General features: G+C 61.5%; 25 protein-coding genes and 1 pseudogene. 14 read left to right on the plus strand and 12 right to left on the minus strand.

Translation table 11 applies throughout. The features are described from left to right. Positions 1–160: 160 nt before the first annotated feature. On the minus strand, positions 161–5,491 hold the full coding sequence (locus tag PH551_RS10570) for a DUF4082 domain-containing protein (RefSeq protein WP_285192953.1): 5,331 nt from the start codon (positions 5,489–5,491) through the stop codon (positions 161–163). A gap of 345 nt (positions 5,492–5,836) precedes the next feature. Here PH551_RS10570 and PH551_RS10575 point away from each other — a divergent pair, with 345 nt between their 5' ends. Beyond that, positions 5,837–6,187, plus strand: a complete 351-nt coding sequence (locus PH551_RS10575; RefSeq protein WP_285192954.1) for an AraC family ligand binding domain-containing protein — start codon at positions 5,837–5,839, stop codon at positions 6,185–6,187. A gap of 104 nt (positions 6,188–6,291) precedes the next feature. Here PH551_RS10575 and PH551_RS10580 read toward each other — a convergent pair whose 3' ends face one another. From PH551_RS10580 to PH551_RS10610, 7 genes are all read right to left on the minus strand, one after another. Continuing rightward, on the minus strand, positions 6,292–7,149 hold the full coding sequence (locus PH551_RS10580; RefSeq protein WP_285192955.1) for an alpha/beta hydrolase: 858 nt from the start codon (positions 7,147–7,149) through the stop codon (positions 6,292–6,294). A 198-nt stretch (positions 7,150–7,347) separates the two neighbouring features. Then, positions 7,348–7,968: a glutathione S-transferase family protein gene (locus PH551_RS10585; RefSeq protein ID WP_285192956.1), complete on the minus strand. Its 621-nt coding sequence runs from the start codon at positions 7,966–7,968 to the stop codon at positions 7,348–7,350. Beyond that, a complete protein-coding gene (locus PH551_RS10590) occupies positions 7,961–8,443 on the minus strand; it encodes an SRPBCC family protein (protein ID WP_285192957.1) in 483 nt (160 codons plus the stop codon). Before PH551_RS10590 ends, PH551_RS10585 begins: the two co-directional genes overlap by 8 nt. Then, positions 8,412–8,768, minus strand: a complete 357-nt coding sequence (locus PH551_RS10595) for an ArsR/SmtB family transcription factor (protein ID WP_285192958.1) — start codon at positions 8,766–8,768, stop codon at positions 8,412–8,414. The genes PH551_RS10590 and PH551_RS10595 overlap by 32 nt, the downstream gene beginning before the upstream one ends. Before the next feature lie 188 nt (positions 8,769–8,956). Beyond that, positions 8,957–9,373 carry a GFA family protein gene (locus PH551_RS10600; RefSeq protein ID WP_210628765.1) on the minus strand — a complete coding sequence of 139 codons (417 nt, stop codon included), beginning with the start codon at positions 9,371–9,373 and terminating at the stop codon, positions 8,957–8,959. A gap of 41 nt (positions 9,374–9,414) precedes the next feature. Then, a complete protein-coding gene (locus PH551_RS10605; RefSeq protein WP_285192960.1) occupies positions 9,415–9,879 on the minus strand; it encodes an SRPBCC family protein in 465 nt (154 codons plus the stop codon). Beyond that, positions 9,876–10,205 (minus strand): ArsR/SmtB family transcription factor, encoded by a 330-nt coding sequence (locus PH551_RS10610; protein WP_097601500.1) that lies wholly within the window; start codon positions 10,203–10,205, stop codon positions 9,876–9,878. The genes PH551_RS10605 and PH551_RS10610 overlap by 4 nt, the downstream gene beginning before the upstream one ends. Before the next feature lie 294 nt (positions 10,206–10,499). Here PH551_RS10610 and PH551_RS10615 point away from each other — a divergent pair, with 294 nt between their 5' ends. The 8 genes and pseudogenes from PH551_RS10615 to PH551_RS10650 all read left to right on the plus strand — a co-directional run bounded on the left by PH551_RS10615 (position 10,500) and on the right by PH551_RS10650 (position 16,200). Further along, positions 10,500–10,802 (plus strand): hypothetical protein, encoded by a 303-nt coding sequence (locus tag PH551_RS10615; protein ID WP_085777335.1) that lies wholly within the window; start codon positions 10,500–10,502, stop codon positions 10,800–10,802. A 14-nt stretch (positions 10,803–10,816) separates the two neighbouring features. After that, the gene (locus tag PH551_RS10620) at positions 10,817–11,956 is read left to right on the plus strand and encodes a sialidase family protein (RefSeq protein WP_285192961.1); all 1,140 of its coding nucleotides are present in this window, start codon (positions 10,817–10,819) and stop codon (positions 11,954–11,956) included. Between the two features lie 97 nt (positions 11,957–12,053). After that, the gene (locus PH551_RS10625) at positions 12,054–12,620 is read left to right on the plus strand and encodes a nutrient deprivation-induced protein (protein WP_285192962.1); all 567 of its coding nucleotides are present in this window, start codon (positions 12,054–12,056) and stop codon (positions 12,618–12,620) included. After that, positions 12,613–13,029 carry a phage holin family protein gene (locus PH551_RS10630; protein WP_285192963.1) on the plus strand — a complete coding sequence of 139 codons (417 nt, stop codon included), beginning with the start codon at positions 12,613–12,615 and terminating at the stop codon, positions 13,027–13,029. Before PH551_RS10625 ends, PH551_RS10630 begins: the two co-directional genes overlap by 8 nt. Further along, positions 13,029–14,039: a DUF3618 domain-containing protein gene (locus tag PH551_RS10635; protein ID WP_285193136.1), complete on the plus strand. Its 1,011-nt coding sequence runs from the start codon at positions 13,029–13,031 to the stop codon at positions 14,037–14,039. Before PH551_RS10630 ends, PH551_RS10635 begins: the two co-directional genes overlap by 1 nt. A 212-nt stretch (positions 14,040–14,251) precedes the next feature. Beyond that, positions 14,252–15,064, plus strand: a complete 813-nt coding sequence (gene aac(3) / locus PH551_RS10640; RefSeq protein WP_285192964.1) for an aminoglycoside 3-N-acetyltransferase — start codon at positions 14,252–14,254, stop codon at positions 15,062–15,064. Between the two features lie 122 nt (positions 15,065–15,186). Continuing rightward, positions 15,187–15,515 (plus strand): annotated as a pseudogene (locus PH551_RS10645) (hypothetical protein). A 142-nt stretch (positions 15,516–15,657) separates the two neighbouring features. After that, positions 15,658–16,200 (plus strand): YidB family protein, encoded by a 543-nt coding sequence (locus PH551_RS10650; protein ID WP_285192965.1) that lies wholly within the window; start codon positions 15,658–15,660, stop codon positions 16,198–16,200. A 258-nt stretch (positions 16,201–16,458) separates the two neighbouring features. Here the strand turns inward: PH551_RS10650 and PH551_RS10655 are convergent, their stop codons facing one another. Continuing rightward, entirely contained in the window at positions 16,459–17,310 is an 852-nt protein-coding gene (locus tag PH551_RS10655) for a dienelactone hydrolase family protein (RefSeq protein ID WP_285192966.1), read from the minus strand. 565 nt (positions 17,311–17,875) lie between these two features. Between PH551_RS10655 and PH551_RS10660 the strand changes: the two genes are divergently transcribed. From PH551_RS10660 to PH551_RS10670, 3 genes are all read left to right on the plus strand, one after another. Beyond that, positions 17,876–18,778, plus strand: a complete 903-nt coding sequence (locus tag PH551_RS10660) for a hypothetical protein (RefSeq protein WP_350223851.1) — start codon at positions 17,876–17,878, stop codon at positions 18,776–18,778. 11 nt (positions 18,779–18,789) lie between these two features. Further along, a complete protein-coding gene (locus PH551_RS10665; RefSeq protein ID WP_285192967.1) occupies positions 18,790–19,218 on the plus strand; it encodes a DUF1515 domain-containing protein in 429 nt (142 codons plus the stop codon). A gap of 173 nt (positions 19,219–19,391) precedes the next feature. After that, positions 19,392–19,577, plus strand: coding sequence for a hypothetical protein (locus PH551_RS10670; RefSeq protein WP_082240273.1), 186 nt, complete (start codon positions 19,392–19,394; stop codon positions 19,575–19,577). Between the two features lie 158 nt (positions 19,578–19,735). Here the strand turns inward: PH551_RS10670 and PH551_RS10675 are convergent, their stop codons facing one another. After that, entirely contained in the window at positions 19,736–19,936 is a 201-nt protein-coding gene (locus PH551_RS10675) for a hypothetical protein (protein ID WP_285192968.1), read from the minus strand. 548 nt (positions 19,937–20,484) lie between these two features. Continuing rightward, positions 20,485–21,987, minus strand: a complete 1,503-nt coding sequence (locus PH551_RS10680) for a DegQ family serine endoprotease (protein ID WP_285192969.1) — start codon at positions 21,985–21,987, stop codon at positions 20,485–20,487. Positions 21,988–22,441: 454 nt separating this feature from the next. On the opposite strand from PH551_RS10680, the gene PH551_RS10685 reads away from it, so the two are divergent. Beyond that, on the plus strand, positions 22,442–23,479 hold the full coding sequence (locus PH551_RS10685; RefSeq protein ID WP_285192970.1) for a LacI family DNA-binding transcriptional regulator: 1,038 nt from the start codon (positions 22,442–22,444) through the stop codon (positions 23,477–23,479). Positions 23,480–23,579: 100 nt separating this feature from the next. Beyond that, positions 23,580–24,500: a LysR family transcriptional regulator gene (locus tag PH551_RS10690; RefSeq protein WP_285192971.1), complete on the plus strand. Its 921-nt coding sequence runs from the start codon at positions 23,580–23,582 to the stop codon at positions 24,498–24,500. An 11-nt stretch (positions 24,501–24,511) separates the two neighbouring features. Here the strand turns inward: PH551_RS10690 and PH551_RS10695 are convergent, their stop codons facing one another. After that, on the minus strand, positions 24,512–25,465 hold the full coding sequence (locus PH551_RS10695; RefSeq protein ID WP_285192972.1) for an NmrA/HSCARG family protein: 954 nt from the start codon (positions 25,463–25,465) through the stop codon (positions 24,512–24,514). Between the last annotated feature and the right edge of the window lie 196 nt (positions 25,466–25,661).

A 25,661-nucleotide genomic window follows, 5' to 3' on the forward strand; every position in this document is an offset into this window, starting at 1 on the left:
CGGCATCGCCTGTTACGCGTTCAATATGCCATAAGGGGCGACCTTCAGCTTTGAAGGAATTATGGAGCTTCAACCAGACGACTTCAGCGGTGGCCAGCGGCACACCGCTTAAAGACGACCGAATGAGCCGTGCCACCAATCCCATCCTGAATGCTGCGGCTCAAGTCGGTGTCAACAGGGTCGCGCCGGTCGGCGCATTGGGGTCTGCCCAGCGACGGATAGTGCCGGTGCCCAAATCAGCGCCGTAAAGCCAGCCGTCGGGTCCCTTCTGAATGTCTACGAGATAGGCGACGCCCGTATCGAAGACCTGTACGTTCGAGATCTGCCGGCTTGCGTTCATCGTGGCGGTGTAGACATTTCCATTGACAAGATCCGCAAACATCAGGGTGTTGTCGTTGTAGAAGTCCCCGACGGTGATCGCAGTGGCGTTGTCGGGCGAACCGTGGCTTCTCGATAGCAGCGGAAAAACAGCAGGCTGATCAGAAGGGCTGTTTCGGTTCCCATTGTTGTAGAAGCTGATCGCTTGAGGGAGATCCTGGTAGCCGCCCGTTCGGCCAGGACCTTCCAGATACGGCCAACCGAAATTCGATCCTGCAGGGCCGGTATTTATTTCCTCCCAAGTGGTCCAGCCGACATCTCCGAGCACGGGCAGGTTGGTCACTGGATCGAAGGTGAAGCGATAGGCGTTGCGCACGCCCGAATAGAATACCTTGGACTGATTGCTGTTCGGATCTGCGGGGTCATAGAAGGGGTTCCCCGGAACGCCCGCGCCGGTCATCGGATCTATCCTCAGGACTTTGCCGGACAGATTGTGAACGTCTTGAGCGCGAACCGTGCGAGGGTCCATGAAATTGTATGAGGTGCCGTCTCCGTTGCTGAAGTACAGCATGCCGTCGGGCCCGAAATGGAGTGCTCCATTGGAATGGGAGTCACTGTCCGTCGCCAGATAGTCCCGAATATTCTGGTTCTGGATTCCGGCGCGATCTGGATCGTTGTCCTGTGTTCCCACCTCGATCTGGCTTGCAGGGGCGGTGATGGTGGTGCCGTTGACGATGCCGGACGGCGGGATGTTCACAGCGCCGGTACTGTCGAGATCCGGACGGCTGGTGTATGCCCAGGTGCTGTTGGTACCGGCCAGCACGACCATGCTGGCCGGATCGGCAATCATCGTGTTGGGGTTGACCGTAAGCCGAACGAGGCGCGAAGGACGGTTCCCTTTGGTATCCGGTCCCGCCAGGCCGGTTCCATTCGCGGTTTCCGGCGGATCGTAGGTGTAGAGCAGATAGACGTATGGATTTGCCGCGAAGTTCGGATGAATTGCCAGCCCCAGCATCCCCCGGTCTCCGGGCGTATAGTTGACCTGGCTGGACAAATCGACAAACGGCGTCGATCTCAGCGTGCCGTTGTCCACCACCCGCACAATGCCATTCTGTTGCGCGACAACCATATAGCGGCCATCGGGGGTCCAATCGAGGGCCGTTGGCTCGGTCAAGCCGGACACGACGGTCTGTCGGACCAGATTGCCGAGGTTGCTGTCGTCGTCCAGGATGTTGACGGTCGCAGTCGTTTGGCTCCCCAGGACAGCACCTGTCGGGTTGCTCAAGGTTAAAGTGAAGCTTTCGTTGCTCTCGGCCGTCGTGTTGTTGAGCACCGGAACAGAAATGGTCTGGATCGCTTGCCCTGCGGCAAAGGTGAGCACGCCCGTTGTTGTCGTATAATCGGAGCCCGCGATCGCGCTGCCATTGCTCGTTGCATATGCGACGGTGGCCGTGGCGTCGATGTTTCCACTGCGCTGAACCGTGATGGTGGCGGCGGCGGCGGCCTCCGACAAGGTGGTGACCGGATTGTTCAGGGAGATGGTGGGTGCGGAATCGTTGTCGACGATGGAGACCAGAACAGTCCGCGGCGCTGCCAGGGAGCCACCAGGCCCGGGATTCTGGATGCCGACCGAAAATGTCTCGGTCCCTTCGGCATCAGGATCATTGACGATTGGGATGGCAAACGTCTTGCTGCTCTCGCCGTCCTCGAAAACAACTTGCCCGGTATTGGCTCGGCCATTGAAGGTCGGCAACGTATAGTCCGCTCCAGCCTGTGCCGCTCCGGCTCCGCCGATCTCGTTGGTCGTGTACTCCAGTGTCAGCTGTCCGCTCGTACTGCCTGTGCGAACGACGGTGATTGTTGCAGCGCCCGCTGTTTCACTGACGTAGATGGTGGCGTTGTCCCGCAAGGCAACGCTTGATCCAGCAGAGAAGACGACGTCGCGGAAGTAGTTTTCGTTCTGGTAGACGAGAGCTGGAAACGTGCCGATGGTTTCGTTGTAGACACCGGCGCCGACCGGGGCGGTCAACCCGCCATTGCTGATCGGATTGGCGAAGCCGTTCGAGGTCAGCGAATAGTAGCTGTTGGCATTGACCGAGACGACATAGGTGGTGCCCGCATTGATGACCAGCGGGCTTGCCAAGGTCTGCTGCTGCCAGCCTGAGGCTGTCTCATTGGTGAAGGTGACGCTTGCCAACTGCTGGCCGGTAGCCGACCAGATGCGGCCGACATGCGTGCCGGTCTCGCTGGGAGACTTGTAATAGCGGACCGCCTGGATCGAACCGGTATTGCTGCTGACGAAGCGCATCCCGACTTCCCAGTCCACTCCCGGCCCGTCGGTGAAGTTGGGTTGGGCCGGCGTCTGGGTGGTGAAGAGGCTGACGGGGCTGGAGCTTACTGAGGTAATCGGCGCAGTCGCCGCGCTCACGACGGTCTCGCCAGTGCCACGCAGGTCGGTATAAGTGGCATTGACCCGCACGCGCTTGCCGACGAGACTGCTGCCGAGGGTCAGGCTTTGCCCGCCGGCGACGTCACTCCACGTACTGCCGTTGTCGCTGCTCTGCCACAGATAGGTGACGCTTGCCGGCAGGCCATCGATGTCACTGAGGCTGGCGGTCAGGGTCTGGCCCTGGCTCGCTATGCCAGTGATCGAGATCACGCCGGGATCATTGACATTGGCGACTGCCGAGGACGTCGCCGGGCTGGTGACATTCTCGCTGTTGCCCAGGTTGTCGATGTAACTGGCTGTTGCCCGCACGAAATTGCCGACCTGGGCCTGCTGCAGGGTCAGCGTCTTGGCAGTCGCTCCGCCGATATTGCTCCAGGTGGTGCCGTTGCCGCTCTGCTGCCATTGATAGCTCACCGATCCCGGCACACCGTCCGCGTCGGTGACGGCGGCCGTCAACACCTGACCCTGCGTCGCCGTCCCGCTGATGCCAAGCACACCCGGACGGTTGTCGGGATTGGCCGCCGCGGCAGAAAACACGACATCGCGGAAGTAGTTTTCGTTCTGGTAGACCAGGGCTGGAAACGTGCCGATGGTTTCGTTGTAGACACCGGCGCCGACCGGGGCGGTCAATCCGCCATTGCTGATCGGGTTGGCGAAGCCGTTCGAGGTCAGCGAATAGTAGCTGTTGGCATTGACCGAGACGACATAGGTGGTGCCGGCATTGATGACCAGCGGGCTTGCCAAGGTCTGCTGCTGCCAGCCTGAGGCGGTCTCATTGGTGAAGGTGACGCTTGCCAGCTGCTGCCCGGTAGCCGACCAGATGCGGCCGACATGCGTGCCGGTCTCGCTGGGAGACTTGTAATAGCGGACCGCCTGGATCGAACCGGTATTGCTGCTGACGAAGCGCATCCCGACTTCCCAGTCCACTCCCGGCCCGTCGGTGAAGTTGGGCTGGGCCGGCGTCTGGGTGGTGAAGAGGCTGACGGGGCTGGAACTTACTGATGTAATCGGCGCAGTCGCCGCGCTCACGACGGTCTCGCCAGTGCCACGCAGGTCGGTATAAGTGGCATTCACCCGCACGCGCTTGCCGACGAGACTGCTGCCGAGGATCAGGCTTTGCCCGCCGGCGACGTCACTCCACGTACTGCCGTTGTCGCTGCTCTGCCACAGATAGGTGACGCTTGCCGGCAGGCCATCGATGTCACTGAGGCTGGCGGTCAGGGTCTGGCCCTGGCTCGCTATGCCAGTGATCGAGATCACGCCGGGATCATTGACATTGGCGACTGCCGAGGACGTCGCCGGGCTGGTGACATTCTCGCTGTTGCCGAGGTTGTCGATGTAACTGGCTGTTGCCCGCACGAAATTGCCGACCTGGGCCTGCTGCAGGGTCAGCGTATTGGCAGTCGCTCCGCCGATATTGCTCCAGGTGGTGCCGTTGCTGCTCTGCTGCCACTGATAGGTCACCGATCCCGGCACACCGTCCGCGTCGGTGACGGCGGCGGTCAACACCTGACCTTGCGTCGCGGTCCCGCTGATGCCAAGCACACCCGGGTGGTTGTTGGCACTGACAATCGCTGCGGTCGGCGCGCTTGCCCGGTTGGTTTCGACACCACCCAGCTGATCGGTGTAAGTGGTCCTCACACGGACTTGCCTGCCCACCTGCGCTGCCTGGAGTGTCCAGCTCGGACCGGTGGCTCCGGCGATGTCGGTCCAGGTCGTCCCGATCAGCTGCTGCCAGCGATAGGTGATCGACACGTTGGCGAGCCCATCGAGGTCGGTAACGGCCGCGGTCAGGGCCTGGCCCTGAACGGGCGTACCGGTGATCGTCGCCACGCCTGCGTCGTTCACGTTGGCGACTGCCGTCGTCGGACCGCTTGCGACCGTCTCGTTGTTGCCAAGGGCATCGGTGTAGGTGGCGGTCGCCCGAACCTGCTTCCCAACCAGTGCTTGCTGCAGGCTGAGGGTTTTCGCAGTGGCGCCGGCAATGTTGCCCCACGTGCCGCCGCCATCGCTGCTTTGCTGCCATTGGTAAGCGACGATGGTCCCGGCCGGGAGCCCGTCGACATCGGTAACACCAGCCGCGATCGTGCGATTTTGATTTGCGGCCCCGATGATGGAGACGACGCCAATGTCGTTGCCGGCAGGATTGCTCGCGACGATTGGGGATGTGGCCAGGCTGGTTCGATTGTTTTCGGTTCCTCCCGACTGATCGGTATAGGTTACCTGGACGCGGACCTGCCTGCCGACCTGCGCTGCCTGAAGCGTCCACGTCGAGCCGGTGGCGTTCGCGATGTTGCTCCAGGTGTTTCCGATCAGTTGCTGCCAGCGATAGGTGATCGATACATTGGCGAGCCCATCGAGATCCAAGACCGCGGCGGTCAGGGCTTGGCCTTGTACGGGTGTACCGGTGATCGCGACTACGCCTATGTCGCTCACGTTGGCGACGGCGGTATTGGTGGTGCTGGCAACCAGTTCCTGGTTACCCAAAGCATCGGTGTAAGCAGCGGTTGCCCGCACCCGCTTTCCGACTTGAGTCTGCTGCAAGGTCAGGGCGGCTGTGGCTGCACCTGTTATGCTGCTCCATGTGGCACCGTTATCGCTGCTCTGCTGCCACTGATAGGTAATGACCGTCCCTGACGGTAACCCGTCAACATCCGTGACGTTTGCCGCCAAAGTCTGATCTTGAGTCAGAGTCCCGCTGAGAGAAACAACGCCCTGCGCCATCACGCTACCTCCGCATCAACCTGTCAATGTTGTCTGCTAAGTCGTCGAGGCGTGGCTGCGGGAGTCCAGTGTCCCGCTTTTCCCCACGCGCGCTGAACTCCACTGCGCGGACTATGCTCCGATCCTTTGGACTTTCCAATTAGCTCTTTGTTGGTAGAACACTGTCATTCCTCACACGCCCTTGGTGCACAGGAGTTCAGCTGCAGGCTGGCTAATGGGTGCGGACGACGCGACCTTTGCCACTCTATGCGCCGATGAAGTCGGGGCTTTCGTGGCGCGCGCCACGCTGCGGACCTGGCGCAGGAGATTTCCGCGTTACCTAAGCCGGCGGCATGGAGGATGACGATGAAGATGCAGAAATTCACGATTGCTGACGCTTCGCTGGAGCGTTCCCCCGGGCAGGAGGCAGACATCCGCGTCGGCAATCTCGTCGATGAGCGGCATGGCGGGCCGATCACCATCGGTTACGGACACTACGCGCCAGGTCAGAGCCTGACCGAAACGATGGCGGTCGACGATGTCATGATCGTTCTGGAAGGGCGGCTTTCGGTTTCGACAGAGGCGGGAACGGTCAGCGCCGGGCCGGGCGAGATCGTCTATATGCCGAAGGGCGAGACCGTGACGATCCGCTCGCATGAGGAGGGCGCGCTCACCGCCTATGTCACCTATCCGCATTGGCGGCCGGCGCATGCGTAGGCCGCGCATGCGTGGCCCTCAATCTGAAAAAGCGAAACGATTATGTGGTGGCGGTGCGTGACGCCAAAAGCGCTAACTGTCTGCTGATCACACAGTCAAGCCATCTATCGCTCGATCACGCCGGGAACCGGCTCCTGTTCCTGACGGGATCTGGGACCGCTTCCGTTCAGCGCTTCCACGAAACGGACCACGTCGCCGACCAGGCTATCGCTGAAGATGTCGTTGTGACCCGCACTGTCATAGATCACCATTCGCTTGGGTTCGAGTGCGATCTCGTACAGCGCCTGCCCTGAAGACAGTGGGATGCTGTCATCAAGCCTGCCGTGGAGGAACAACTTCGGTTGTCTGACCTTGCCTATGTTGAGGTCCGAGCGAAACGGATCCTTGAGAAGAATTTCAGCCGGCAGGAACGGATAGCGCGCCTGCGCAACCGACAGAACCGACAGGTACGGCGATACAAGAATGACCCCGGCGGCAGGCCTCTTCGCGGCGGTGTTCACGGCGACGCCGGTGCCAAGTGACCGGCCGAGCACGACGATCTCGCTTCCGGCGTGTGCCGAAAGCCAGTCGAATGCGGCGATGCCGTCGGTCAGCAGCCCCTGTTCGCTGGGTGAGCCGGTCGATCCGGGATAGCCGCGATAGGAAATCGCCAGCAAGCCGATCCCGCGCGCGGCCAGCGCCCGAGCGAGAAACGCGTAATTGTCGACGCGGTCACCGTTTCCGAAAAACAGGAGCACGCAGGGCTTGTCGCTGTCGCCCTGGCTGTACAATCCCTGAAGCATCTCGCCGTCGGGCGTCTTGACGTGGACCGACTCGCCCCAACTCGGGTGGTCCGGAGCAGGTGTGGCGCCGGCTCCGGGATAAAGCAGTCTTGCCTGCGAAAAATAGACCAGAGCCACGATCGCCATGTAGGCGATGACCGCCATCAGCGGCAAGATCAGCAAGTACTTTGTGGTGCTCACGACAGAATGTACCCGCCGGTTTGGCAATGCCCAGGACGCTTTGCAGCAACGCGGCCTATTACGGCGTGGTGTGCTCGGCATAGCGGCAATATAGGCACGAATCGTTGCTGCGGAGAAGAGGTCGAGAGACGAAGATGTCCTCAGCGGGGCTTCGGCGATAACACCTATCAAACCGCAATAGCCCTTGGCGCGTGCCTCTCAGGCTGGAAAAGGGTTTTGCCAAGCATCCAGTTCTTCAAGCCGTGCGTACCACTTCTGGATATGCCGGAATTCGGCGAGTGGTATGTCGGCAGCGGTTGCATAAGGAAGCGCAGCTGCCAGTGCGAAATCGGCAACGGTCAGTGTCTTCCCGACGGCGACGCTGTTCTCGGCCAAATGATCGTCGAGCACCCGGGCATGGAGCCGAAAACTCGTCTTCGCGTCTTCGATCACGGCGACGTCAGGCTTCCCGCCGAACAACGGCTTGATCAAACTTTCAAACCACAGCGTTGCTCCATGCAGGGTGAAATGGCTGGCATCCCAGCTCAACCAGCGCAGCACGTCGATCTGCCGATGGTCATGCGGCCAGAAATCCGACGCGACTGTGTCGGACAGCCTGCACATGATGGCGTTCGCTTCCCATAAGGTCCCGGCCTCCTCCTGCAGCACCGGGACTTTCCCGTTCGGGTTCAGCGCCAGGAATTCCGCGGTTCGCTGTTCTCCGCTCGCCAGGTCAACCCTGACGAACTCGACGTCGGCTTGAAGAAGACGCGCGGCGGCGCATGCCTTTCGCGGATTGAGCGTCTCGCAATAGTAGAGCTTCATCGCCGCCTTACCCATGATTTTGCCCTTCGGCGGTTCCCAGAAAAGAGTTCAATCGTTCGAAACTTTGAGACCAACCGGATTCATGACCCTCAAGCGAGGATGCGCTGGCAAATCCGCTCTGCCGAAAAGTCATTTCCGTGCCGCCGTCGCTTTCCCTGAAGGTGATGGTGACGATCGTTTCGGGGCTGGTTTCGCCGGTTGCGGTCTCCCAGGCATGGGTGAAGACAAGCCTGTGCGGCGGCTCGACCTCCAGATATCTTCCGCCGACCCAATGCTCTTCTCCATCCGGGGCAATCAGACAGGCGCGGTGTCTGCCGCCTGGCCAGGCTTCCAGCCTGTCGCCGACCGCCGTGAAGCCGTGAGGGCCACACCATTGCACCAGGGCTTTCGGGTCGGTCCATGCCCCAAAAACGAGATCGCATGGAGCATCGAACCTTCGCACGAGAACCAAGTCACGGCTATTGTCTGTTTCGGTCTCGGGTTTGGCCATTTTCGTTTCCTTGTACCTTGGACAGATAGTCATCGAGACGATCAAAGCTTTCATCCCAGAAGCGCCTGTAATCGGCGATCCAATCCGCAATTGTCTTCAAGGCTGCCGGCTCCAGGATGCGGGGACGCGAATTCGCTTCCCGGCCGGAGCGGATCAACCCGGCCTGTTCCAGGACCTTGAGATGCTTTGAGATGGCGGGTTGAGACAACGCGAAGGGATCGGCGAGCTCGGCGACGGTCGCCTTGCCACTGGCAAGCCGCGCGAGAATTGCTCTCCGCGTAGGATCGGAGAGGGCGGAAAAAATCGCATCAAGCCTGTCGTCCATGCATCACCAATCAGCTATATAGCCATATGGTTATATTCTATGCGGAGAAATGTCAAAGACAATTTATGCTGGATCGGCAACGCACGAAAAAACTCGACCCCGGTGGCTAAGCGACGATGTCGTGAGCGGGACCTTCCCCGCTCGCGACCGAGCACCCGAGAGACCATTTTGCGGGCGCTGCGCCAGCCTCACATCGGCGGCATCTTTTCGAATTTCGCCACGTCAGGGTCGACCCGATCCCAGGCGAGTCCGCGCACGGTGTAGGTTGCCATTTGCGGCTGATATCGCTCGGGCTCGTCGAGGCTGGCGGCGTGGATCGTGAAGAAATCGGGCATGTATGAGAAGGTCAGGTAAACAGGCGCGCCGCAGGCCGGGCAGAAGCCGCGCGTTTTGACATTGCCGTTGTCGGCGACCATCTGCCAGTGGCTGGCCTCTCCTTCAAGCTTCACCGCCTGCCGGCTTGGGAAGGTCAGATAGGATCCGTGGCCGGTGCCGCTCGTCCGCTGGCAGTCGCGGCACTGGCAGTCGTTCATCGCAATCGGCTCGGCCGAAATCTCGTAATGGATGGCGCCGCAGGCGCAGCCGCCGGTATAAGGCTTGCTCATTGCTTTCTCCTGAACAAATTTGTGATGTGGCTGCTGCCGGATCAGTCCTCGCTGCCGGCGAGGGCGCCGATATTCTTCACGACCTTCTTCCAGCCTTCGCCCATCTTCTGGAAGGCGGTTTCATTCCTCGGAAGCAGGAAGCCGGAATGAATGAGGCGCAGCCGTGTGCCGTTTTCCGTCCTGGAGAGAAGGAAGGTGACGACGGTATCGAGCGGCGAGCCGTAGCCGGCATTTTCGGCATGTCCGCCTTTCCAGGCATAGGAGAGACGCTCATTCGGCTTCACCTCCAGCACCTCACAGTGAATGGTGCCGTCCCAGGCGCCGGCCGGCGTCGTCTGGTAGGTGAAGCGCTTGCCTTCGACCGGCTCGAAGCCCGCCGGCATCATCAGCCAGCGGCCCATCAGCTCGGCTGACGTCAGCGTTTTCCAGATGGTTTCCGGCGCGTGCGGGAACACTCCGTCGACGACGATCTCCTGCGTGTCGGACTTCAATGCGGTGTCGGTCATGGATCGATTTCCTTCAGCAAGGTTCTGAGATCGGCAAAACGTTCGCGCCAGAAGGTGCCGTAATGGCTCATCCAGTCCACAAGCGGCGCAAGGCCTTCGGGCTCGGCGCGGTAATAGACATTGCGGCCCTCGGGGCGCTCGGCGACGAGGCCCGCCTGCTTCAGCGCCTTGAGGTGCTGCGAGACGGCGCCCTGAGTGACGGTGCTCGCCCGTGTCAGTTCGACGACGGTGATCTCCTTGGAGAGGACGATCTGCTCGAACACCGCCCGCCGGGTAGGATCGGCAAGGGCGCGCATGACGGTGGTAATTGGGGTGGTCTCGATCATGTAAACACAATAGTCGTGACTAATTGATGAGTCAAGACTAATTGGTATCTGTCTTCGGGATGAACTGAAAAGGGATGCTTGATCAGCCCTATGACGGCACCTTGCGTCTGGGCTCGCCACCGCGGCCCGGAGCACCTTGCACGAAGGCGACCACCGCCTGCTGCCGCTTTCCTTGTCGTCCGACGGATCTCGGCGATTTCGGCGCGGAGCCGACACCATGACATCGCACCAGATTTAGAGCCGGGCTGGAACCTCGTCAGATCTGCGAAGTTTGCGAGACGAGGAGAATTCCACATGCATTTGATTCAGTTGTTTATTCCGGCAGCGCCGCAAGCGACGATCGACATCGGAGACATTATCGCGACAATTCAGCGCGAGATGACGGAGCGCCATGGCGGTGTGACGGCCTATCTCAATTCCCCCGCAAAAGGGCTTTGGTCCAATGACGAGGGCACTGAAGAAGATACCGTCATCGTGATCGAAGTCATGGTGGGCAGTCTCGATCGGGCGTGGTGGCGCCAATACCGTCGCGAACTCGAACGGCTGCTCGGCCAGGATGAACTGCTCGTGCGGGCACTTCCAGTCGAGACGCTATGACAGCGGAAGCCCCAATGAACATGCAATTCCGCCATATTGAAATCTACAGGAGACAGGGCGAGTTCGCAGGCTGGCCGGCAAATTATGGCCTCTGGTCCTGGGGTGAGGAAATCGTTGTCGTCTTCGCGCGCGGCAAACTCGGAGCGAAGGGGGAATTTCACGAACTGGACCGTGATTATCCATTCGTACCCTGGCAGGCACGCAGCCTCGACGGCGGACTGACATGGATGGACGAGCCGTTCTGCGGCCGGGTGCCCGGTGGGCTCTCGCTTTCGGCCGATGAGCACCTGAACGCCGATCTCAAGATCCGTCCGCATCTGTCGGTTCGTGATGACCTCGCCCGTCTGGATGAACCCATAGACTTTCTCGATCCCGAGACGATCGTCATGTGCGCCAGAACCGATGTAGAGGGCGACGCGGTCAGCTGGTTCTATGTCAGCCGGGATCGATGCCTGACATGGCAGGGTCCGTATCGTTTCACCGGTTTGCACCTTCCGATCTCGGCGCGCACCGATATCGTGCCTCTTGGCAGGGAACATGCGCTCTTCATGCTCAGCACCTCCAAAGAGGACGGTTCGGAAGGCAGGGTGTTCTGCGCGCGCACTGCCGACGGCGGGCGCAGCTTCGTCCTTCAAGGCTTTGTCGGCCCGGAACCTGAGGGCTATTCGATCATGCCGGCATCGGTGGCGCTTGCCGGTGGCGCCATGCTGACCTTGACGCGCTGCATGGGGAGGGGTGGTGGCAAGGGTTGGATAGAAGCCTTCACCTCCGACGACGAAGGGAAGACCTGGACACGGAAAGGCTGCATTGTCGGCGACACCGGCAGCAATGGCAACCCGCCAGCGCTCGGACGCATCGAAGGCATGCTGCTGCTCGTCTACGGCTATCGTGATCCGCCATTTGGTATCCGGATGCGCATGAGTTTCGATGACGGCCAGACATGGGGCGCCGAGAAGGTCATCCGCAGCGACGGCGGCACGGCTGATCTCGGTTATCCCAGAATGGTAAAACGCGGGGAGGGATCCCTGCTCGCCGTCTACTACTTCAACGATGGCGACAGGGAGGAGCGTTACGTCGCAGCGTCCATTGTCACGCCTGCCAAAGATCAAGAAGGAGCCGAGGACGGCGCTGCTTCATTGCAGTCGCAGATCTGAGCCATGCCGAAGCGGAACGTTTGGCATTTGCGGAACAAAGCGGGGCACCCGTGGTTCGGGGCTGCGGCAGTCGCCGCCACGACATGGGAGGTTAGACATGCAAAACGATTTCACAGATCCGGCAGGAAGAAGCGCAACGGCGCAGACACCGTCCTCATCCCCAGCCTTTGGTTCTTCGCCGGGAACGCGCACGTCCGTTTCCGATCTGGAAGCGAAGGTGAGCGAAGACATTTCCGCGGCCAAGGAAGCGATCAAGGAAGGCGCCGACACGGCCGTCGAGAAAGCCAAGGAAGTCATTTCCGAACGCACCAGCTTCGCTGCTCGCCAGGTTGGCGGCGTTGCAACGGCACTTGAGAAAGCTGGCGCCGAAATGGAAAGCTCCGGTCAGGCTGAGGTCGGGCGATACGCCAGGCAAATCGGGCGGAGCGTGCAGACCGTCGCTCGGCGGATGGAAGGCAAGGACATCGGCGAAATCGCCACCATGGCCGAGGATTTCGGGCGCAAGCAACCGCTCGCCTTTCTCGGGATCGCCGCACTTGCGGGCCTGGCGGCAAGCCGCTTCCTGACAGCCTCCGCGAAAAGGCAAACAGCTGCCGCGCCGCGCGAACCGTCGATTGGCCTGCGCCCCGGCGCCGCAACGACCGGAGGTGAGAACAATGGCTAAAACTTCAGAGAACACACCCCTCTCCGAGCTCGTCGGTGGCCTCTTGGGTGATGTCACGGGCCTGCTCCGCAAGGAAATCGACCTTGCCAAGACGGAAGCCTCGGAAAAATTTTCGCAGGCGCTCAGCGGCGTGGAGGTTCTCCTATTCGGAGTGGTCCTGGCGATCGGGGCAGTCGGCGTCTTGCTGAGTGCCCTTGTCGGCGGGCTCGCGGCCTTCCTCGTGACACAGGGTTTTACCCAAACCACTGCCAGTGCGCTCGCCTCTCTGATCGTCGGCATCATCATTGCCGGGATCGCTTGGGGCTTGGTCGCCCGGGGCCTCGCCGCGCTTCGCGCCAACAACATGAAACTGGATCGTACTGCGACTTCGCTTCGCCGCGACGTCGATGTTGTGAAGGACAAAATCTGATGGAAAATTCAACGGAAAAAACATCGGCCGAGCTTCAGTGGGAGATCGACCAAGACCGCCGCCGCATAGGAGATCGGATTGACGCGATTCAGGAACGGATGTCGCCGGGCCAACTCATCGATGAGGTCATCGCATATGCCAAGGGAAGCGGCGGCGCAGAGTATGTCAGCAATCTTGGCCACGCCCTCAAGGCGAACCCTCTGCCGGTCGCGCTGATGGGCGTGAGCCTCGCCTGGCTCATGGCAAAAGGCAGTCCTTCATCAGGCGACACGGCGACCTGGAGCAAGGATCCTGAATACCCGCTTTACCCGGCGACTGGACGGGTTCGCCGGATTGGCCCGCCGGCAATGGAAAACGGAGCCCGTTACAGCCATTTTGCCGATGAATCCGGCAAGAGGTTGAAAGCGTTGACTGACGAAACAGGAGGTCGTGCCGGCCATTTCATGGACGAGGCGGGCAAGACCTATCGTGGCTTCGCCGACGCCAGCGGAAAGCAGATCAATCAGATCGCCGACGAGACTGGTGCAATGCTCGACGCGGCAACCGGCTGGGCGGCGGAGAAATGGGAGCAGGCGAAAAGCGCCGCGAGCGACCTCAGCGCCCGTGCGTCTGACGCGGCGAGCTCGCTGTCGAGCCGATCCTCTTCGGCGGCGACCAGTCTTCAGGAGCAAACGAGCAGACTCAACGAGTCGATCCTCACCCATTTCCGCGACCAGCCGCTCGTCGGCGGTGCCCTGGCTTTCGCGGTCGGTGCAGCGATCGGCGCGGCGCTGCCCCATACCGATACCGAGGATGAGTTGGTCGGCGAAGCCGCAGATAGCACGAGAGATAGCCTCAGTCATCAGGCCCAGGACGTCGTCTCGCAAGGCAAAGAGGTAGCGTCGGAAGTCTATCACAAGGCCGTGGACGTTGCGTCCGATGCTCACGATGCCATCAAGGAACGCGTGGTGGATGAAGCCGAAGCTTTCATAGATCGCAAGGATGGCCCAGGGGGCACCGATCGGCGGTAGAAGATCCATACCGGCGGCCGCAGGGAGGCTTCCACGGACCGTCATCGATGACCACCAGGTTCATGTCCTTGAAAGCGGTGCACCAAACGGAAGCCCGCCGCGGGCGCGGAGGCAGGAGGCGCGTGAGCGGCAGCAGGGTATCGCGAGCGATGGTGCCCTGAGGTCCGCCCGGGAGCATTGACTCCGGGTCGTGTCCTGCTGATCGTTGGCCGATGACCGCTCCGCACTTTCACACCCGTCTCTCGCTCAGCAAGGATCTGGAAAAGCTCGGACTTCGCGCCGGCGACATGGTCATGGTGCATGCCGCCATGAGCAGACTGGGGCGGTTGCTCAACGGTCCCGACATGTTCATCGATGCGCTGCGCGATGTCGTCGGCCCGTCGGGCACCATCGTCGCCTATGCGGACTGGAACGGCGCCTATGACGAACTGCTCGACGAGAACGGCCGCGTTCCTTTCGAATGGCGCGACCATATTGCGCCTTTCGATCCCATCAGTTCCCGGGCGATCCGCGATAACGGCATCTTCCCGGAATTCCTTCGAACCACGCCAGGGGCGCGGCGCAGCGGCAATCCGGGCGCCTCGGTCGCGGCGATCGGCGTCAGGGCCGACTGGCTCACCGCCGATCATCCGCTCGATTACGGCTATGGCGATGGCTCGCCGCTCGCCAAACTCGTGGCGGCCGGCGGCAAGGTCCTCATAGCCGGAGCCCCGCTCGACACGATGACCCTTCTCCACCATGCCGAGCATCTGGCTGAAATCCCGAACAAGCGCCTGCGCCGCTACGAGGTGCCCTTTGCCACGCCAGCAGGCGTGGTATGGCGCATGCTCGAGGAATTCGATACCGGCGACCCGGTCGTGCCTGGCCTCGAAAGCGATTACTTCGCCCGGATCGTCAGCGCCTTTCTCGCCAGCGGGCAGGGCACACAGGGTCCAGTCGGAGACGCGCCATCGGTGCTGGTCGATGCGGCCTCGATCTGCAGCTTCGCAGTCGCCTGGCTGGAGCATCACGCCCGAGCACGCTGAGCGGCTCCGCGCTGTCGTGCAGGCCCTTGCTTTCTCCCCGCAGGCTCCTCCGGCCTCACGGAACAAAATCCCGATGGCGATGTTGGTATGGCGATAAGCAAACAAGGCCATGGGAGGAATCCATGCATAAGTCTCTTCAGTTCGTGTTGATCGGCCTGGCCTCCATGACCGGCCTGACGATCGCACCGACGATTGCCGCCGCCCAGGATATGGAGCTGCGCATCGGCCCCGGCGGCGTCGGCGTCTACGACCGTGACCGTGATCGCGATTACGACCGCGGGGACCGCGACGCTGCGATCCTGACGATGCGCTCGACATCGCCCGCAGCGAAGGCCTGCGCCGGGCCCGAGTCGTGCGCATGTCGCCGCGCAGCATCGTCGTCGAGGGCATGACCCGCCGCGGGCCGGATCGGATGATCTTCGCCAACCGGCGCGGTTGCCCGGAAATCTGATGCGGCCTTGAGACAGTCGAACAATGCCGCCGGCACGGGATCTTGCGCCCGCCGGCGGGGAGCTTTCCAACTTTGTGAACATTGCGCCCATACAGCGCTCCGACTGGCTTGAACCCACGGAGCACCACAGGAGGATTTCATCATGATGAGCGGTCAAATGAAGGCGCTTCTCGCCGTTCTTGCCGTTGCCGGTTACCAGAACAGGGACAAGATCCGGGAGCTCCTGCGGGGCCTCCAGAACCCGCAGCAGGCAGGCGCCGGAGGCCAGCCATCAGGCGGGCTCGGCGGCATTCTCGGCGGACTGGCCGGTTCCGGGGGTGGTTTGGGCGGCTTGGGCGGCCTTCTCGGTGGATTGACGTCCGGCAGCATCGTCAGCGGCGGCCTCGGCGACCTCCTGAAGACCTTTCAGCAGAACGGCCAGGGCGACAAGATGGAATCCTGGGTGCGCCGCGGCCAGAATGCCGACATCAATGACGGCGAACTTGCCACAGCCCTCGGCCCGGATGTCCTGGACGAGATCGCCAGGAATACCGGCCTCTCGCATCAGGAGATCCTCGGGCGGCTGAGCCGCGATCTTCCGAAGGCCGTCGACGATCTGACGCCGGAGGGGAAAGTGCCGAGCGCCGAAGAGGCGTTCACGTCCTCGGCGAGCCAGGCAACGTCAGGGCGGCCGAGTGAGGTTTAGGCGTTCAGTTCGGAGCGTAAATATCGCCCTGGATTGATTTGCCGCAGAGATCGCCTCACACTCCGTCCTCCTCGGGCTTGACCCGAGGATCCACGTCGGCAGCGGACATGGATCCCAGGCTCAAGGCCTCGGATGACGGAGGTTGGGGTGCCGGTAAATGCCGGGCAACCGGCGGGAGGCATCCAGGCTCCAAGGCCCTGGAATGGCGGAGGTTGGGGGGAGCTGCGCCGCGATCGATCCTCCTGAGATCAGGCAGGCTTAGTTTGCCAGGTACTTGCGTAGAAAGGCGTAAACGCTGCGCATGGACTTCGCCGCGGCGTCGGCGTCGTATTTTTCGATATGACCCAGCACTCTCCGTCCCACCATGAACTCCGGCGCATCGAAATTGTGATAGATGCCCTTGTAGACATTGAGCTCGACGGGCGGGGCATTGTCGCTGAGGCGGGCAAGCCTCTTCTGGCATCGTTCGGCCCGGCTCCAATTGTCTCTCTCGCCAGTCATGATCAGGGTCGGTACTGTCGGGTCGCCGCGATCGGCGTCACAGGCGGGATAATAGGCAACCGCCGCCCTGAACTTGCGCTCCATAAGCTGCTCGTTGCCGTCGGTCTTCGTGGCGTCCAGCGCCGCGGTGTCGCCGGCCGCAAAGCCCATCAAGGCGACGCGCCGGATATCGACGAAGCCTGATTTCGATAAAAAGTCCAAAGCGCCATAGGCATCGAAGACGCGCTCGGGCAGAGCGCTTCGACAGGTGTCGGCGAGCTTGCGGGTGGTGAAGCTGTCGACGACAAGCACGACATAGCCCCATCTCACCAGCCGTTTCGGCCAAAGCTCCTTGACGCTCAAACGCAGGTGATCGCAGCCATGCAGGATGACCACCGCCGGGAAGGGGCCGTCGCCGGCAGGGCGGGATAGATAGCCGAGCAACGGCGTGCCCTGCGGTTGGGAGAGAATTTCTCCCTGTTCGAGGGCCTTGCGGATGCGAAACGGGCTGAGCTTGACGGGGGCGCTTTCGAACCGCACCAGTTCCTCGGCATCGGCCGGGTTCGCGGACAGGTGCACGCCGATAAAAGTGGCGAGGCAAAGAAGAAGTCCTGAGACGGTGGTGTTCACAGACTCCTCCTTCTGTGATCGGCAGCCTGTTGATAGTATATTCCTCGCTCACGTTGGATGGTATCGCACCACCGCGGGGTTTGGCGCAGCGTTCACCCTTGTTTCGTCTTCCTCGGGCTTGACCCGAGGATCCACCTTGGCCTCCACCAGCATCGGCGTGAATCCCAGGGACAAGCCCTGGAATGACGGAGGGTGGAGGGGCGTTTTGGACCAACGTTGACCGGTTCGCCTCCACTGATTTCGAATCGACATCCAAGTGAATTTCTACGCTCGAAAGTCCTTGATCACCCCCCGGCGGATCATTTAATTCCTACCGTAAATCCAAGCTGCGAGATTTGAATCCAAAGGTGATGTCGACGGCGAAGGCCGGCGACGCTTCGATGGCGTGCGTCATTCGCCAGGGCTTTCCGGCCGGCGTCATCGAACACCACTGTGGGTGTGGCACCATGCCCACCCCTTGCTCTGTCCTCCTCGGGCTTGACCCGAGGATCCACGCTGGGCTCCACCAGGGGCGGGCATGGATCCCAGGCTCAAGGCCTGGGATGACGGAGGGTGGAGGGGCGTTTTGGACCGACGTTTGAACAATTCGTCTTCGCAGATTTCGAATCGGCATTGGAGTGAATTTCTGCGGTCGAAAGTCCTTGATCACCGCGAATATTCTGGCGCCAGAATCGTCGCCTTCCCGCCGCTCGGGCGGACGACGATCACACGCAACATCACGCTGACCTCGGTCGGCACGGTCGCCACGGCGACCATCGCAAGCGGCCTCAACGGACTTGCGACAGGCCAGACCGTCAGTATCTCGGGAGCAACGCCGACCGCTTACAATGGAAGCTATGTAATATCGGTCGTCGACGCCAACACCTTCACCTACAATTTCGCCGGCGGCACTTCGCCGGCGACCGGGACGATCACCTGCAACGATCTCGGCCTCAGGGCCGAGTATCAGGTCTATGGAACCAACAACAGCTGGCCGTCGGATGGAACGGACGCTTCCGGCAAATGGCGGCTTCGCGATGATATTCTTGCGCAGACATCGGCTTGCTGCGACGCGGCAATCGATACTTACGCAGCCTGGGTCTCCCCCTCCAGAGGCGGTGTCTGGCCCGGCATGCTGGAGCTTGCGAGCACGACATTGACCGCGCAGGCCGGAACTGACGGCGTTGCCACCTATAACCAGATTGTCGTCGCGGATGCGAGCATCTTCAGGCCCGAGCAGACGCTGCACATCTATTCCGGCCCGGACGGCCTGGCGCGCTTGAGCACGCAGGTCGTCGCCAGCATCGCCGGCAACGTCATCACCTATCAAGGCGTGAGCGCCGTCGTCATGCCGATTGGCTCCGTAGTGCGTCCTGCGCCGTCTGTCGGGGAGCTTTCGCCGGTCTCCTTCATCCATCCGCAGCCGATTATCATCGACCGGATTTCGAGCGGCATTGTCCAGTCCGAAAAGCTGAAATTCAATTCCTGAGGTGGCCTGCCATGACATCCAACGACGATATCCTGCGCGCGCTCGGGCGCGTCGAGGGAAGGCTGACCGGCATCGAGGAAAACGTCGCGCTGCTGCGCCAGGAGATGAGCGACGAAAAAGCCAATGGCCATGAGGGTCGAGCCGTGATCCACAAGCGGCTCGACGAACAGGCAAGGCAGATCGCCCATCTCGATACGAGAGTGGCGATGACAGGCGGAGCGGACGTGCAGATCCGCGCCGAGATGCTGACGCTCAAGGATACCGTCGACAAGAACCAGGAGACGGTCGGCCCGGCGCTCGAAGAGTGGAAACGGATGAAGTCGATCGGCTATGGCATCTCAGGGCTGATTGCCTTCGCCGGGCTGACGACGGGTGGGGTCATTGCCTATGCCAGCGACGGGGCTGTGGCGGCACTCAGGCATTGGCTGAAGATCAGTTGAGCGCCATCCTTGCGGTTGGCAATCGACTGACGGCGAATGCTGGCAAGTCAAACGCAGCATAACGGCGTCAGCTCCGCTGATATATTGCCGTATTTCGCCCCTTACTAAAATTAGACTTTTCTAACGAACAAAAATGCCGGTTGTTTGTTATCCCCTTCAAGGAGGAAACGAACATGAAGAGCATGAGCAACCGCCAAGTTCGCGTTCCGGGGCCTCGGGAGCATGACGTTGCCGAGCATTGCCGCAAGTTTGGGATTGGCCCGGCGGAGGAGAAGAAGCTGAAAAAGCTACTCGGGTCTCACGCACCGCTGCATGAGATCCGGGCCAATGCGCCGCCGCCCCAGCCGAAATGGCGATAACGCCGGGCCGGAACTTCCGGCATTATCCGGCGTTAGGATCGCCGGGCCGCGTGGCCGGTCTCGTCTCCTGTACCCCTGCTACCCCGGCAGGCGCTGCGCGGTCCACTGATTCCCTCATTTCCGGCTTGTCGGCGTGCGGATCTGCGCACGCCGCGCCATTATTTCCGCAGCTCGCGCGACAGCATCAGGATATAGTCGTCGGCGATATCGGCGACCACCATGGCCGCTTCGGCCGCTGGATAGCCCCTGCCGACGGCCTCGGCGACGATCTTCATCACCTGCGGTTCAAGCGCCTCCCGGCAGTCGGCCAGGCTTGCGTCGTTCGGGCATTTGGCGCGAAATTCCACCACGTTATTCATGGCATACCCTCCGTTCAATGTTGCGGCGCTGCTCGATGCACGAAGCCGGTCCCTCTCGGGAAAAGCGAGTCACCGTTCCGGTGCGCCGTGCCGGAACAAATTAGCGATTATGAAAACACGATGTCACAGGGCGGGATGTATTCAAGTTGATGCTGATATTAAGGTAAGCCAGTAGGGTTAATTGGTAAAGCGGTAGTTGACTGCCATCGGCGGCCCTGTCAGGCAATGGCGCAACACCCTGTTTCAGTGTCTCTTTTCGGAACGAAAAACCGGCGGTCTGTCGGTTTTTCGAGGGGAAATGCCGCCATTTACCATATGCTTCAAGGGCCGGCCGCAGCTCTGTGCCGCAGCCGGATAGCCATAGATCCTGACGTCATCCTCGGCCTTGTACCGAGGATCTGCGCACGTCAAAGTAAGCCCTTGAAAATAAAAGATTTTATACTGGAACATTTAAGGTGGTCAGATGCTCGGCACAAGGCCGAGCATGACGGAAGAGACTTTGTCAGCAAATTGAGCCAGCTTTCGCGGGGCTCTTCCCTGGGATTGCCTCAGGCCGTGTTGAAGGGTACGGCGATGAAGGTTTTATTCCCGTCGCGTTCGACGAGCAGCAGCACGGATTTGCGGCCGGCCTTGCCGGCTTCGGCGATTGCGGCCTTGACGTCGCGGGCATTGTGCACCGGTCGGTCGTTGACCGAGACGATGACGTCGCCCGACTGGATGCCGGCGGCGGCGGCCGATTTATCCGGATTGACGCTGGCGACCACCGCGCCGCTGACGGAGCGCGGCAGGTTGAGCTGCTGACGCACATCGGGCGTCAGGTCGGCAAGGCCGATGCCGAGGCTCGGCTGGCCGGAGGCGTGGCCCTGCGCTTCCGGGCTTGTCGCCGCAGCCTGCTTCCGGCCATCCGCATTGGCGCCGACGGTGACGTTGAGATCGATGGTCTTGCCGTCGCGCCAGACGCCGAGCGATTTCTGCGTGCCCGGTGAAAGATCGGCGACGAGACGCGACAGGTCCTTCGGCGTCTTGACGGTCTCGCCGCCGACCGAGGTGACGATGTCGCCGGGCTTCAGGCCGGCATGGGCCGCCGGCGTATCGGCGGAGACGGCGGCCACCAGCGCGCCGCCTGTCTTGTCGAGGCCCACGGCGTCGGCGACATCTTTCGTGACCGGTTGGATCTGCACGCCGAGATAGCCGTGATTGATCGAACCATCCTTCTCGAGCTTGGCGACGATCGCCTTGGCCTCGTCGGAGGGAATGGCGAAACCGACCCCGACGCTGCCGCCGTTCGGCGAGTAGATGGCGGTGTTGATGCCGACGACCTTGCCCTCGCGATCGACGAGCGGACCGCCTGAATTGCCGTGGTTGATCGGCGCATCGATCTGGATGAAATCGTCATACGGCCCGCTATGCAGGTCGCGGCCGCGGGCCGAGACGATGCCTGCCGTTACCGTCGTGCCGATGCCGAAGGGGTTGCCGATCGCCAGGATCTGATCGCCGAGCTTCAGCCTGTCGGAATCGCCCCAGGCGACGGTCTGCAGCGGCTTGCCTGCCTCGACCTTCAGCACGGCGACATCGGATTTCGGATCGGCGCCGATCAGCTTGGCGGGCAGCTCGGTGCCGTCGTCGAGCGTCACCTTGATGTCGAGCGCATTGTCGATGACATGGTTGTTGGTGACGATCAGGCCGTCCGGGCTGACGATGAATCCGGAGCCGAGCGCCATCGCATGCTGGGAGCCGCGCTGTTGCGGGGCCGGGCGTGGCAGGGGAATGCCCTGATCCTCGAAGAACTGGCGGAACTGCTCGTCCATCGGCGATTCCTGCTCGGCGCTGACATCCGTCGTCTTCATCGTCGTGGTGATGGTGACGACGGCAGGCTTGTCGGCGTCGACGACGGAGGCGAAGGAGCCGCTCGGGGCGAGAATACCGCCCGTGTCCGATGGTGCGGCAAAGGCGCTGGGCGAATTGACGGCGAAGGGAAGGCATGCCGCGCCGGCGATGATGGCGGCCCCGACAAGTGCTGCTGTGCGATGTTTGCTGAGAATATGTGACATGGTGGTTATCCCTTGCGAGAACATTGGCTTGTGACGGCGTCGTAGTTCCATGTCTGGGACCTGGCGTCGGATGAGGTGCGCCAATTCCTCCGTTCGCCGGCGCGGATCGCCGGGAGGCGACGATCGGGGAGGGGGGAAGAATTCGCGCTCGGGATTAAATATGATCACGCCGGATGGCTTTACAAATTAAATATTGATCATGTTGATATTGCCGATTTGTAAGACATTACTGAAGTTTAACATCCGTCGCCGATGCCCGCGCCAGCCGCCGCGTTCCCCGCCAACTGCCGGCCGTCTCGCCTGATAAAGGCGGTCCCGCTCGCTTCGGCAAAGTCGGATCTCCGGAACCTGTTGCGGCTATAAAAGTTAGTGGACTCTAAAATATTTCTTCGTCAGGAAGTCATGACCGGGGAATCGGCCGCAGGCGCGTCTGGCCCACGGTATATGAGGGGCGATGAAGAATTCGGTTGAGCGGGGGCGGAAAGCCGAGCGCGGGATGCATGTGAAGCTGAGCGACGTGGCGAAGAAGGTGGGCGTGAGCCCGATCACCATTTCGCGTGCATTGCGCAATCCGGAAATCGTCTCGGAGGATCTGCGCGAGGAGATTCTGCGCACGGTCGAGGAGATGGGCTATATCCCCAATCTTGCCGCCCGGGCGCTGGCCGGCCGCCACAACGGCATTGTCGGCGTCATCACTCCCGCCTTGCACCAGTACGGCTTCGCCGCCCTGATGATCGGTATCGAGGATTGTTTCCGCGGCACGGAGTTCACCGTGCAATATTCGAGCACGCTGCACCATGGCGAGGGTGAAGCCGGCCTGCTGAAATCCATCCTGACCCAGAAGCCGGCCGGCGTCATCATCGCCGGCGCCGAGTACTACGGCGATCTTCTGCCGCTGCTGGCGAGCGCCCCCTGTCCCATCGCCCATGTCACCGATCTTAGTCAGGAGCCGCAAAGCCTGGTCGTCGGCCTCGATCATTATATGGCGGGCGCCGAGCCCACCCGGTTCCTGTTGTCGAGGGGCTATAGTCGGATCGCCTTCATCGGTCGCGGCGCCGATGTCCGCTCGCGCCGGCGCATTGAGGGTTATGAGGCGGTGATGCGGCAAGCCGGCCTTTTCCACGAGGATCTCATCATCGGCGGCGATGCGCCGAGCCGTATCAGCCTCGGCAGAGAGCTGTTTTCCCGCCTGCTCGATCGCGTGCCCAATGTCGATGCCGTCTTTGCCCAGAGCGACGAACTGGCCTTCGGCGTGCTGATCGAATGCAAGGCGCGCGGCATCCGCGTGCCGGAGGATGTCGGCATTTGTGGCTTCAACGACCTGGAATTTTCGCCATTCATCGAGCCGTCGCTGACGACGGTGCACATCCCGCGCCAGGACATCGGCTACCACGTCGCCGACATGCTGCTGCATGCCATTCATGATGAGCCGCCCCGGGAAGACAGGGTCAATTGCGGCTTTTCCATCGTGCCGCGCGGTTCGACGCGATAATCTGGCACGTGCCGCGATGATGGAAGTGGGGCGCCTTGAGGTCTGGGCACAGTCAGGATTATTCCGTATATGGAGCGGATGGCAACGACTGTGCTTAAGAATGGATAAGACCGGATTGTCTTTCGACAGGATGCGCACCTTCGTGCGGGTCGCTGAGCGCGGCAACCTGTCAATGGTCGCAAAGGAGCTGGGCCTCGGCCAATCCACCGTGACGCGGCACCTCAATGAACTCGAGGAGGCTGTCGGCGTGCCGCTGCTCAGCCGCACCACCCGCCGCGTCACCCTGACGGAGGAGGGCAGTCGCTATTATACCACCTGCCTTCAGATCTTGCGCCTGGTCGAACAGGCCGCTGAGGAAGCCAGAGATGCCCGTCAGGCTCCGGCGGGGGCTGTTCGGCTTTCCTGTACGGCAGCGCTCGGTGTGATGCATGTCACGCGTATGATCTTCGACTTCCAGGACAGGCATCCGGACATCCGCATCGACCTCAACCTGACGGACGAACGCATCGACCTGGTTCGCGAAGGCATTGACGTGGCGCTTCGCCTTGGACCTCTCGCCGACAGCTCGATGAAACTTCATGCGGTCGGAGAGAGCCAGCGGCTGCTGGTTGGCGCTCCGGCCTATTTGTCCGCCCGGGGGCGGCCGGAGCGTCCGGCCGATCTGTCACGCTACGAAACCATCGTGATGTCCAATGTGGCAGGCAGCAACCAGCTCGTTCTTTCCGCCCCCGATGGCGCCAGATTGATGATCCCGGTCGGCGGTCGGCTGCGTGTCGATCACGGGCTTGCGGCGCGCGAAGCTCTTGCCGCCGGACGCGGCATCGGTCCTACACATCTCTGGCTGGTTCAAGATCTGCTGGACGACGGCCGGCTTGAAGTGGTGCTTGGCGACTATCGGCCTTCGCCGGTTCCGCTAAGCTTGCTGATTGTTCCGGAGCGTGCAGCCATTGCCCGCGTTCGGCTCCTCGTCGACTTTCTTGCCGCCGAGGTTGCCAAGCTGCCGGGAATCCGGCCGTCGTAAGAACCGCTGATTCAACCTCCGAAAGACCGCTTGTCGCCACGCCATCCGGTTGCCCGCAGAAACTGCTCCCAGTCGAGCGTCTGGGGATTCAGCCGCCGGCTCCATTCGAGATCGTGTTCCTTGCCGAAATAGCCATACTCGACAGCATATTCGACCATCCCAAGAATTTCTCGAACGAGAAGTTCGTTGGCGGCGAATTCCGGAAAATAGTGGAGCAGGCCACCCCTGGTGAAAGCATCTCGATACTCAGCCTTGAGGCCGGTGACGCGCTGGAAGGTCTCGACCATCTCCCGCGGAGAGATGATATCGCCGACGACCGGCAGCGTTTTGCCGTTGTAGCGCTCAGGATTTGAGAAAATCTCCAGGACGACAGGCCCCGTCGCCGTCAGCGGATCGACGAAAGGCGCCCGGAAATCTTCCGGAAGGTAAATCGGCAAGAGCAGGGTGTCGCCTTCCATCCGCGGCGCATAATACTCGATAAGGTTTGTGTAGAAGAATGCCAGCATGACGAAGGAATGAGAAATCGGCAGGCCGCGTATGTAATCTGCAACGCGCGCCTTGTCGGTGAAATGCGGCGCATATTTCGTCCCACCGGTGATCTTGTCGACATTCTCCAGCGTGCTGAAGACAATGTGTCCTAAGCCGGCCTCCACGGCAGCGTCCGCCAGTTGCCGGCCGAGAGGTGCTTCGGTCGTCTGCGGCGGAGCGATCGGCGGCGTCATCAGAAACGCGCCATCCGCGCCCTTGAATGCCGCAGCGAATTCCTTCTGAAGGCCGAGCTCGAGGGGCACGGCGGCGATTTCCGCGCCGAGTTTTTCGAGACGCAAGGCTTCGGGCGAATCCTTTCTTCGAGTGAGCGCACGGACGCGGAAACGCTGGCTTTCAAGAAGCGTCGCAACGACGCTCCGCCCCTGTTTGCTCGTTGCACCCGTGACTGCGATCAGTGGCTTGTTGGCTGTAGACATGTCTTTCATCCTTTCCCGTCATTCGACGCCGACCAGACAGGCCGGCGTCTTTGCGAGGCAGGGCGCGGGCCAGTCCATTGCCGATCGCCCACCTCGATGGCGGCACTCTATCGAAAGAGGTTTTCCCGCTGTAGATAGCATGAATGGATAAGATAATGCCATTTTTTGGATAGACGCGTCCAGCCGGTCGCCGCGG

Source organism: Rhizobium atlanticum (assembly GCF_030182485.1).
In the GTDB taxonomy this organism is placed as follows: Bacteria; Pseudomonadota; Alphaproteobacteria; order Rhizobiales; family Rhizobiaceae; genus Rhizobium.

Excerpts from the sequence above, each read along its gene's own strand:
- PH551_RS10570 (WP_285192953.1), bottom strand. The coding sequence starts at position 5,491 with ATGGCGCAGGGCGTTGTTTCTCTCAGCGGGACTCTGACTCAAGATCAG.
- PH551_RS10575 (WP_285192954.1), top strand. The coding sequence starts at position 5,837 with ATGAAGATGCAGAAATTCACGATTGCTGACGCTTCGCTGGAGCGTTCC.
- PH551_RS10585 (WP_285192956.1), bottom strand. The coding sequence starts at position 7,968 with ATGGGTAAGGCGGCGATGAAGCTCTACTATTGCGAGACGCTCAATCCG.
- PH551_RS10590 (WP_285192957.1), bottom strand. The coding sequence starts at position 8,443 with ATGGCCAAACCCGAGACCGAAACAGACAATAGCCGTGACTTGGTTCTC.
- PH551_RS10595 (WP_285192958.1), bottom strand. The coding sequence starts at position 8,768 with ATGGACGACAGGCTTGATGCGATTTTTTCCGCCCTCTCCGATCCTACG.
- PH551_RS10600 (WP_210628765.1), bottom strand. The coding sequence starts at position 9,373 with ATGAGCAAGCCTTATACCGGCGGCTGCGCCTGCGGCGCCATCCATTAC.
- PH551_RS10605 (WP_285192960.1), bottom strand. The coding sequence starts at position 9,879 with ATGACCGACACCGCATTGAAGTCCGACACGCAGGAGATCGTCGTCGAC.
- PH551_RS10610 (WP_097601500.1), bottom strand. The coding sequence starts at position 10,205 with ATGATCGAGACCACCCCAATTACCACCGTCATGCGCGCCCTTGCCGAT.
- PH551_RS10615 (WP_085777335.1), top strand. The coding sequence starts at position 10,500 with ATGCATTTGATTCAGTTGTTTATTCCGGCAGCGCCGCAAGCGACGATC.
- PH551_RS10620 (WP_285192961.1), top strand. The coding sequence starts at position 10,817 with ATGAACATGCAATTCCGCCATATTGAAATCTACAGGAGACAGGGCGAG.
- PH551_RS10625 (WP_285192962.1), top strand. The coding sequence starts at position 12,054 with ATGCAAAACGATTTCACAGATCCGGCAGGAAGAAGCGCAACGGCGCAG.
- PH551_RS10630 (WP_285192963.1), top strand. The coding sequence starts at position 12,613 with ATGGCTAAAACTTCAGAGAACACACCCCTCTCCGAGCTCGTCGGTGGC.
- PH551_RS10635 (WP_285193136.1), top strand. The coding sequence starts at position 13,029 with ATGGAAAATTCAACGGAAAAAACATCGGCCGAGCTTCAGTGGGAGATC.
- PH551_RS10650 (WP_285192965.1), top strand. The coding sequence starts at position 15,658 with ATGATGAGCGGTCAAATGAAGGCGCTTCTCGCCGTTCTTGCCGTTGCC.
- PH551_RS10665 (WP_285192967.1), top strand. The coding sequence starts at position 18,790 with ATGACATCCAACGACGATATCCTGCGCGCGCTCGGGCGCGTCGAGGGA.
- PH551_RS10670 (WP_082240273.1), top strand. The coding sequence starts at position 19,392 with ATGAAGAGCATGAGCAACCGCCAAGTTCGCGTTCCGGGGCCTCGGGAG.
- PH551_RS10675 (WP_285192968.1), bottom strand. The coding sequence starts at position 19,936 with ATGAATAACGTGGTGGAATTTCGCGCCAAATGCCCGAACGACGCAAGC.
- PH551_RS10680 (WP_285192969.1), bottom strand. The coding sequence starts at position 21,987 with ATGTCACATATTCTCAGCAAACATCGCACAGCAGCACTTGTCGGGGCC.
- PH551_RS10685 (WP_285192970.1), top strand. The coding sequence starts at position 22,442 with ATGAAGAATTCGGTTGAGCGGGGGCGGAAAGCCGAGCGCGGGATGCAT.
- PH551_RS10690 (WP_285192971.1), top strand. The coding sequence starts at position 23,580 with ATGGATAAGACCGGATTGTCTTTCGACAGGATGCGCACCTTCGTGCGG.
- PH551_RS10695 (WP_285192972.1), bottom strand. The coding sequence starts at position 25,465 with ATGTCTACAGCCAACAAGCCACTGATCGCAGTCACGGGTGCAACGAGC.